Source organism: Desulfobacterium sp. N47, from assembly GCF_051233685.1.
Lineage (GTDB): Bacteria > Desulfobacterota > Desulfobacteria > Desulfobacterales > RPRI01 > RPRI01.
This window is the reverse complement of record NZ_JBAMMY010000278.1, coordinates 20,846-27,659: the sequence shown is the minus strand read 5'-3', so window position 1 is coordinate 27,659 and position 6,814 is coordinate 20,846. Positions and strand designations below refer to the sequence as shown.

Here is a 6,814-nt window from a genome sequence, read left to right as displayed (position 1 = left end):
GGTATTGTCAAAAACTCGGCATTTATTGCCTTTTGTGGTTCTCCAATGAAAATCGGAGCCCTTAAGTCCGCTCTATTGCCGGGATTTCAACTGTTGACCTGTTTAACAAGCCGCCTTTAATCGTTTTGAAATTAGCTCTATTGTAATTATTATAAAGGTAGTATAAAAATATCCAGGAAATGCAAAAAGTTCGGGTTTATACCGGTTACCGGCCTTCGGGGCTGTGTTGTAATTACCGGCATCCGGTGTTGGGCGCTTTGTTAATCTTCCGGATTCAGGGTTAAGCCCGGGATGACAAAACCCCCTTTAGGCTGCTATTTTGATTAATTATGACACAATCCCTTCGCCGGTATGATAAATTGTGAATTCTTTATTAACAAAAAAAAATTATTACGGATAATAAAATGGAAATTGTCTCAATAGCGGCAAGCAGGAAAAAAGGTACCAGAAAAACCTGTATGAATGAAGCCGAGCTGATAGCTGATCACGGATTAAGCGGTGATGCTCATGCAGGCAAATGGCACAGGCAGGTCAGTTTTCTTGCATCGGAAAGCATCGAAGACGCCAAAAACAGAGGGCTTAATGTCGCATTCGGCGATTTTGCGGAAAATATTGCAACAACCGGAATCGACTGGAAGAATATGCCTGTCGGCACAAAACTGAAACTTGGCGAAAAAGCTCTTGTGGAAATCACACAAATCGGGAAAGAGTGCAAAAAGAAATGCGCCATATATTATCAGGCCGGGGATTGCATAATGCCAAGAGAAGGTATCTTTGCAAAAGTTTTGGAAGGAGGCACGATACGGTGCGGAGACAAAATTCAGATAATTTCTTCCCGGGTAGAAGTTATTTACTGGAAGGAAGATAGTACCGTTACGGTAAACCATAATCTTGTCGGAGAAGAGCCCCTGTCTATTCGTATACAGGGAAAGCCTTATTCCGTGGTGATGCGGACTCCGGGGGAGGAAATACCCCATGTTGCCGGTTTTTGCCTGGGGGAAGGAATAGTGGATACTCCGGAAGATTTTGCTTCTCTTGCATTTTGCGACGGAACCGATACCAATGTTGTTACCGCCACACTCACAGCCGATCGTAAAGAGATAGTATCCGATCTTCTTGAAAGGCGTGGTTTTATCAGTCAGACAAGCTGCGGCTTATGCGGTAAAGAGCTTATAGAAGATCTTTACCAGGACATTAAGCCTATGACAAACGATTTAACCTTAGATATCAGGAAAGCGGATTATTGCCTTAATTCTCTTTTAGATCACCAGCCTTTAAAAGAAAAAACCAAAGCTTCGCATGCCGCTGCCGTTTATGGTAAAGATTATAAGCTGCTGGGCGTTTCCGAAGATGTTGGGCGCCATAATGCTCTGGATAAGGCTATAGGGAAACTGTTTCTTGACAAAAAGCTTTCTGAGGCATCTTTTGTTGTTCTTTCATCAAGGGTAAGTTTCGAGCTTGTTCAAAAAGCCGCAAGAGCAAAGATCGCTGTTGTCCTTGCAATATCACGTCCGACCGAACTTGCCGTAAAGCTTGCAAAAGAACTTGATATGACAATTGCATGCCATGCAAAAAAAGGCGGACTTTTAATTTACAGCGGCGAAAAGCGGCTTAAAAGATGAACCGGATTTAAGCGGTTTTAAGCCTTTTCAATGTCCTGAAAGAAAGAACGATAACACCTGCCGCCAGCACAATAAGCAGAATGTCGGTTGTTATAAGCATATAGTTTTTCTTCGGAAGATATTGGTTTATAAACAGGCTCCATAGCGAATAAATTGCGGTAGCCATCATAAATATTGCCGGTATAATTGAAAACAATGCCTTCTTTCCGCGCTTTATAAGCCATACGGAGATTACAATTAAAGCAAGGGAAGCAAGAAGCTGATTTGCCGATCCGAAAAGCGGCCATATCACCAGAAAAGCATTGTAGTATGCCAGCACAAACATCATAACAACACAGATTAAAGCATTAAAAATATATGTTTTAAACAGTACCGGAACGGTTTTGAAAATAAACTGCCATAATTCTTCAAGCAGATAACGGTTTAGCCGCACGGCGGTATCTAAAGTCGTTACCACAAAACCTTCAACAAGAAGGATACCGAATATTGTTCCTATAGCCGCCTGAACCCCTAAGCTGTTATGCAAAAGAAGTCCCATGCTGAGAGCAAACGCAAGAATAGGATTTGATCTTACACCGGGCGAGGAAGGAAAAACAATATTGCAATAATCGGTAAAACCAAGCGCTCCGCCCACAGCAATAAGCACGCACATGGCAAATATTCCCTCAACAATCATGCCTCCGTAGGCTATGCGCCTTCCATCCGATTCTTTTTGCAATTGTTTTGAAGTAGTTCCTCCGCATACCAGACAGTGAAATCCGGATATCGCACCACATGCGACAGTAATAAACAGAAACGGCCACACCGGCCCGACTTTGGCGCCTGCCTGCGCTATGTTCCATGCAGGAGCCTGCATTGTAACGCCCTTGAACCCGGCAACTATGCCTGCGACAAGCAAAACGATAATTCCTCCGTAAAGCAGAAATGAATTGGTAAAATCACGGGGCTGGAGCACAAACCAAACAGGAAGGCCTGCCGCAAATATAGTGTATATCGAGATAATAATCATCCAGTGAACAGGATTAAGCGACACCGGATATTTCAGGCCGGCAACGATGGAAACAACACAAACGATTATAGCAACCACAGATGCTAAATATGGATTTATCTCACGTTTATAGAGAAGATATCCTAAAAAAGGAGAGCAAAAAGTAATTACAATTACAGACATGGAAGCGATGCCGCCTATATGCACATTTATCACGCCATCAACAATTGCTGTTTTAAAAAGTGTCTGAGCCGGGTCAAGATGAAGAGATTCGATGGGCACTTTTGATGTAAGGGAAGTTGCGGTAAGGCCAAGAAAGGAACTGGTAACTGTCAGAAGCATAATTATCGTAAAAGCTATAAAAAGAAAAAATCCCATCCGGCCAAGCGAGGTGTTTGCAATTTCAGCTATGGATTTTCCTTTTTCACGCAAGCTGGCATATAAAGTGGCAAGATCATGCGCGCCGCCGATAAAAATCGAGCCTATAACAAGCCACAACCATACCGGAGCATAACCGAAAAGAACCGCAACCGTGGGCCCGATGATAGGCCCGCCTCCGGCAATGCTTGAAAAATGATGCCCGAAGAGAACGACAGGGTTTGTTGGCACATAATCAACATTGTCTTTTAAGGCAACAGCCGGTGTCCGATTATTGTCATTCTCGTCAAACAACCGTGCTATCATCTTGCTGTAAACCGCATATCCGAAGTAAAAAAGCGGAAGCGACAGAATCAGCAAAAGTGCAACGTTCATAATTTATTCTCCTGATCAGCAAATGTCTTTTTTAATGGAATTTTGATCTATTTCAATTAAGTGCCGAAATATCGATCTCCGAAATCACCAAGACCGGGCACTATACATTTTTCATTATTTAAATACGAGTCTACAGCAGCAGTATAAATAGGCACATCCGGATATTTATCTGCAAGGAGTTTAATTCCTTCAGGTGCAGCTACAATACAAGCGGCAGAGATATCTTTTGTGCCTTTGTTTTTAAGCGCTGATATTGTATAAGCAAGCGAACCGCCGGTAGCAAGCATCGGATCAAGAATAAGAATATGTTTATCCTGTATGCCGGGTGGAAATTTTTTGTAATATTCATGTGCAACTGCAGTACTTTCATTACGTTCAAGCCCGATAAATCCCGCAGACGCCCATGGAAATAATTCTTTTGCCGTAAGCAGCATCGCTATACCTGAACGCAATACCGGTATAAAAACCAGTGATTTTTCCATGCTATAGCCTTGTGTGTCTGAAAGCGGGGTAATGACTGATTTCTCGTGCATTGGCAAATGCTTCGTTGCTTCTATAATAATTATCTGAGAAACAATAACAGCATGCCTGCAAAAATCTTCGGTACCGGTATTTTTATCACGTAAAATGCTTAATGAGTGCTTTAGTAATGGATGTTCAACAATGCGGATTTGATTCATTAAATTTCTCTTAAATTAAAATTTGATAAAAGATTTTACTTTTAAACTTCGCTTTTTCCTATCAAGCCGCTAAACACTTCCCGTACTGATTCAATCTGCAGATATTTCTTCAAGCGTTTTGTGTATGGATGGCTTGGTGCAAGCTTTTTAAGGCTTTGGTAAAAAAGCTCGACCTGCTCTTTCTTGCCGGAGTGAGCAAAATATGAACCAGCTATACCCATAAACCCAACTACCTCTGTGATATGGAAGATTTCCCTCTCAGGGTATAATGCTTTAATGTCAAACTTATGATCCAATATTTCAGGAACCTTCTCATAATTTCCTTCTATCATGCAAATTTCAGCATAGTTCAATTTTGCAAAAAGATAATCCGGATTTTTGAGATAGTTTTTCTCCACATAGTGTTTTGATTTTTCTTTATTGTTAAGATTAGAATAAGCGATACTGATAAAATTATATAATTGCGGAACATTCGGGTATCTTTTAATCAGCTCCTCAAGTCTGTCAATTATTGATTCAGGACTTTTTAGCGTTTTAATAAACAGATCGTTCATTTCATCCTGAACTTCTTTTGGGATGGAAGAAGCATGTATTGGCTCATCCGTTATTTCGTATGAAAGTAATTGAATAGAGTTTTCATCCTCATTTACAGGACTATTTTTTTGAGTTACTCTTTTCTTAATCGGAAGGTTTTTATTCTTATTCCTTTTTTTTGCTCTTTTTGCCATTTGCATCATGCCTTATTATTTATTATTAATAAGTTATCTTTATCAAGTAAAAAACATAACTTATGATTCTTTTCAAATAGCTGCAACTTTCTTTTGTTACCATTTCCGGCTCTTTTAAACAAAATATATCTTCAATTTCTTTCCCGTTATTTTCCAGTGACCTTTTTGAAAAATACAGGAAACATACGGATAGAACGAAAGCTGATATCCGTAATAGATTCGACCAAAGATCCGGCATAGAGTGTATCTGATTCCGAAACCAATATAATCGTGTTATCTTTATTGCCAAAACCAACCATGCGATTGCTCAGTTCTTCAACTATTGTTTCGGCAAGAACTTTGTCTGATCCTAATTTATCTTTTTCAAGCTCCGACAGCATATTCTTTAAAGTCTGCGATTCCCATGGCCCGATGATTTTAACAATTTTTATTTACCTTCTTTCTTTTCATCAAACATATTACCTTCCGTTACCATGGAAAGATGAAAGAGGTTATCGGAAATATATATATAGTGCCTTTTAAACTGTAAAGTTTGCCGATAATATTTTTTTTCAGCAGGGAATCAATCATCTTATCAGATCCGATAAGCTTTAGTTCAGGAGGTAACAACTGATTTAAAACGGTGTAAGCGTGTTCAGTCCCGGTTAAATTTCTTGCTATATCAATCTTAAAATAAAATTTTTTTTCGCGAATTTTAATCGTTATGAAGTCAACTTTAGGACGTTTGTCGGCAGGATAAAAAGTTCCAATGAGCAACATTGTCGGGCTCCCGGCCACTTGTGGATAAACACCCAATCCATAGCCATCGCGGCATTGCCCATCCGAAACAGTAAAAAGGACTATTGATAACAGTAAAAAGGCTGAAAATAGAGATTTATGGATGTATTTCATAATCGGTCTCCTTTCCTGGAATCGGTAATTTGCCTTGTTGATTTCCTTGAAGCCGTAGAAGTTCAAAAAGCGGTCAAAGAGGAATTGCCCTGTCCGGCACAGCCGTCCGGGCTTTTTGCCTTATGGCTTCGTCTGCAATTCTTTTCACTTCTTCCATATATCTCTCCATGCCCACTGCAAAAATAGAATTGTGATCGGCACCCGGTATTTTGAGAAATCTCTTGTTTGTTGAAGAACATGCATCGAAAAGGGCCTGACCATCAGCAAATGGAATAATATGGTCATATTCGGCATGTATAATAAGAACTAGTTTATCGAAACTTCGTATCTTGTCAATATGATAAATATCATCCTTCTTGCCGATTCCCAACCTGTCGATATTTACACCCACAAGACTTAGCAATGGAATAATATCTGCAAAACCACTTTCGATTATAAGACCGTCTATCTCATTTTTATGATGTGCAGCAAGCTCAAGTGCGGATGCGCTCCCAAGCGATCTTCCCATAACAATCAACGGTCCATAAAACCCATTTTGCTTAAGCCACTGCTTTACGAAGTTAAATATCACATGACAGTCATGCATCATATTTGTGACTGTAGGTGATCCGGTTGAACGGCCGTATCCTCTGTAATCTACAGGAAGAAAATTGATCCCGTTTTTTGTATATAAAGGGCCTAAATCATCATAATCTGAAACAATTTCACCATTTCCGTGAAAAAACAGAATCACGGGGGCAGCTTTTTCCGTGCCGTGAAATTTTCCTCCGATATTTACACCATCTTCAACTAAAATACTTATCTCTTCAACGCCCTTTGTCTGTGAAAAAGCACTCCAATCCGGCCTGGGATGAAAAAGAAGCGTCAATATCTCAGGATGATCAAGCAAAGAATAATCGGTTCCGGAAAAATCAGCCATATTCGAACCTCCTTTGTTTTTAATTTTTTACAGTTCTTTTAAGATAAATATATCTTTAATATCTCATAATCACTATAAATAAAAGATTAAGATTCTGTTTGACCGAGTTTTTGCAAATCTGTTTTCTCCGGACGCTTTTATTATGAGATTTGGTGATATAATTTTATTGCCAAATCCACAGTTGAAATTAAGAACATTATTGACAACTGTCATTCAAACGTTATACTTGAGAC

At 39.7% G+C, this 6,814-nt stretch carries 7 protein-coding genes; 1 reads left to right on the top strand and 6 read right to left on the bottom strand.

Going from position 1 to position 6,814, the window contains the following annotated elements:
- Window positions 1-404: 404 nt before the first annotated feature.
- Complete coding sequence (gene fdhD, locus VXK47_RS17770) at window positions 405-1,622, top strand: formate dehydrogenase accessory sulfurtransferase FdhD (protein WP_435550123.1); 1,218 nt, start codon at window positions 405-407, stop codon at window positions 1,620-1,622.
- Between the two features lie 7 nt (window positions 1,623-1,629).
- Here fdhD and VXK47_RS17765 read toward each other — a convergent pair whose 3' ends face one another.
- The 6 genes from VXK47_RS17765 to VXK47_RS17740 all read right to left on the bottom strand — a co-directional run bounded on the left by VXK47_RS17765 (window position 1,630) and on the right by VXK47_RS17740 (window position 6,581).
- The gene (locus VXK47_RS17765; RefSeq protein ID WP_435550122.1) at window positions 1,630-3,363 is read right to left on the bottom strand and encodes a carbon starvation CstA family protein; all 1,734 of its coding nucleotides are present in this window, start codon (window positions 3,361-3,363) and stop codon (window positions 1,630-1,632) included.
- Window positions 3,364-3,419: 56 nt separating this feature from the next.
- Window positions 3,420-4,043 carry a uracil phosphoribosyltransferase gene (gene upp / locus VXK47_RS17760; protein WP_435550121.1) on the bottom strand — a complete coding sequence of 208 codons (624 nt, stop codon included), beginning with the start codon at window positions 4,041-4,043 and terminating at the stop codon, window positions 3,420-3,422.
- A 41-nt stretch (window positions 4,044-4,084) separates the two neighbouring features.
- Window positions 4,085-4,771, bottom strand: coding sequence for a hypothetical protein (locus tag VXK47_RS17755; protein WP_435550120.1), 687 nt, complete (start codon window positions 4,769-4,771; stop codon window positions 4,085-4,087).
- Window positions 4,772-4,917: 146 nt separating this feature from the next.
- Window positions 4,918-5,151, bottom strand: a complete 234-nt coding sequence (locus tag VXK47_RS17750) for a hypothetical protein (protein WP_435550119.1) — start codon at window positions 5,149-5,151, stop codon at window positions 4,918-4,920.
- Between the two features lie 88 nt (window positions 5,152-5,239).
- Window positions 5,240-5,662 carry a hypothetical protein gene (locus tag VXK47_RS17745; protein ID WP_435550118.1) on the bottom strand — a complete coding sequence of 141 codons (423 nt, stop codon included), beginning with the start codon at window positions 5,660-5,662 and terminating at the stop codon, window positions 5,240-5,242.
- Window positions 5,663-5,735: 73 nt separating this feature from the next.
- Window positions 5,736-6,581 carry an alpha/beta hydrolase gene (locus tag VXK47_RS17740; protein ID WP_435550117.1) on the bottom strand — a complete coding sequence of 282 codons (846 nt, stop codon included), beginning with the start codon at window positions 6,579-6,581 and terminating at the stop codon, window positions 5,736-5,738.
- Window positions 6,582-6,814: the final 233 nt, after the last annotated feature.

What these genes read in the sequence shown, in the direction of transcription:
- VXK47_RS17755 (WP_435550120.1), bottom strand. Translation starts at nt 4,771, where the DNA reads ATGGCAAAAAGAGCAAAAAAAAGGAATAAGAATAAAAACCTTCCGATT.
- VXK47_RS17745 (WP_435550118.1), bottom strand. Translation starts at nt 5,662, where the DNA reads ATGAAATACATCCATAAATCTCTATTTTCAGCCTTTTTACTGTTATCA.
- VXK47_RS17750 (WP_435550119.1), bottom strand. Translation starts at nt 5,151, where the DNA reads ATGCTGTCGGAGCTTGAAAAAGATAAATTAGGATCAGACAAAGTTCTT.
- fdhD (WP_435550123.1), top strand. Translation starts at nt 405, where the DNA reads ATGGAAATTGTCTCAATAGCGGCAAGCAGGAAAAAAGGTACCAGAAAA.
- VXK47_RS17740 (WP_435550117.1), bottom strand. Translation starts at nt 6,581, where the DNA reads ATGGCTGATTTTTCCGGAACCGATTATTCTTTGCTTGATCATCCTGAG.
- upp (WP_435550121.1), bottom strand. Translation starts at nt 4,043, where the DNA reads ATGAATCAAATCCGCATTGTTGAACATCCATTACTAAAGCACTCATTA.
- VXK47_RS17765 (WP_435550122.1), bottom strand. Translation starts at nt 3,363, where the DNA reads ATGAACGTTGCACTTTTGCTGATTCTGTCGCTTCCGCTTTTTTACTTC.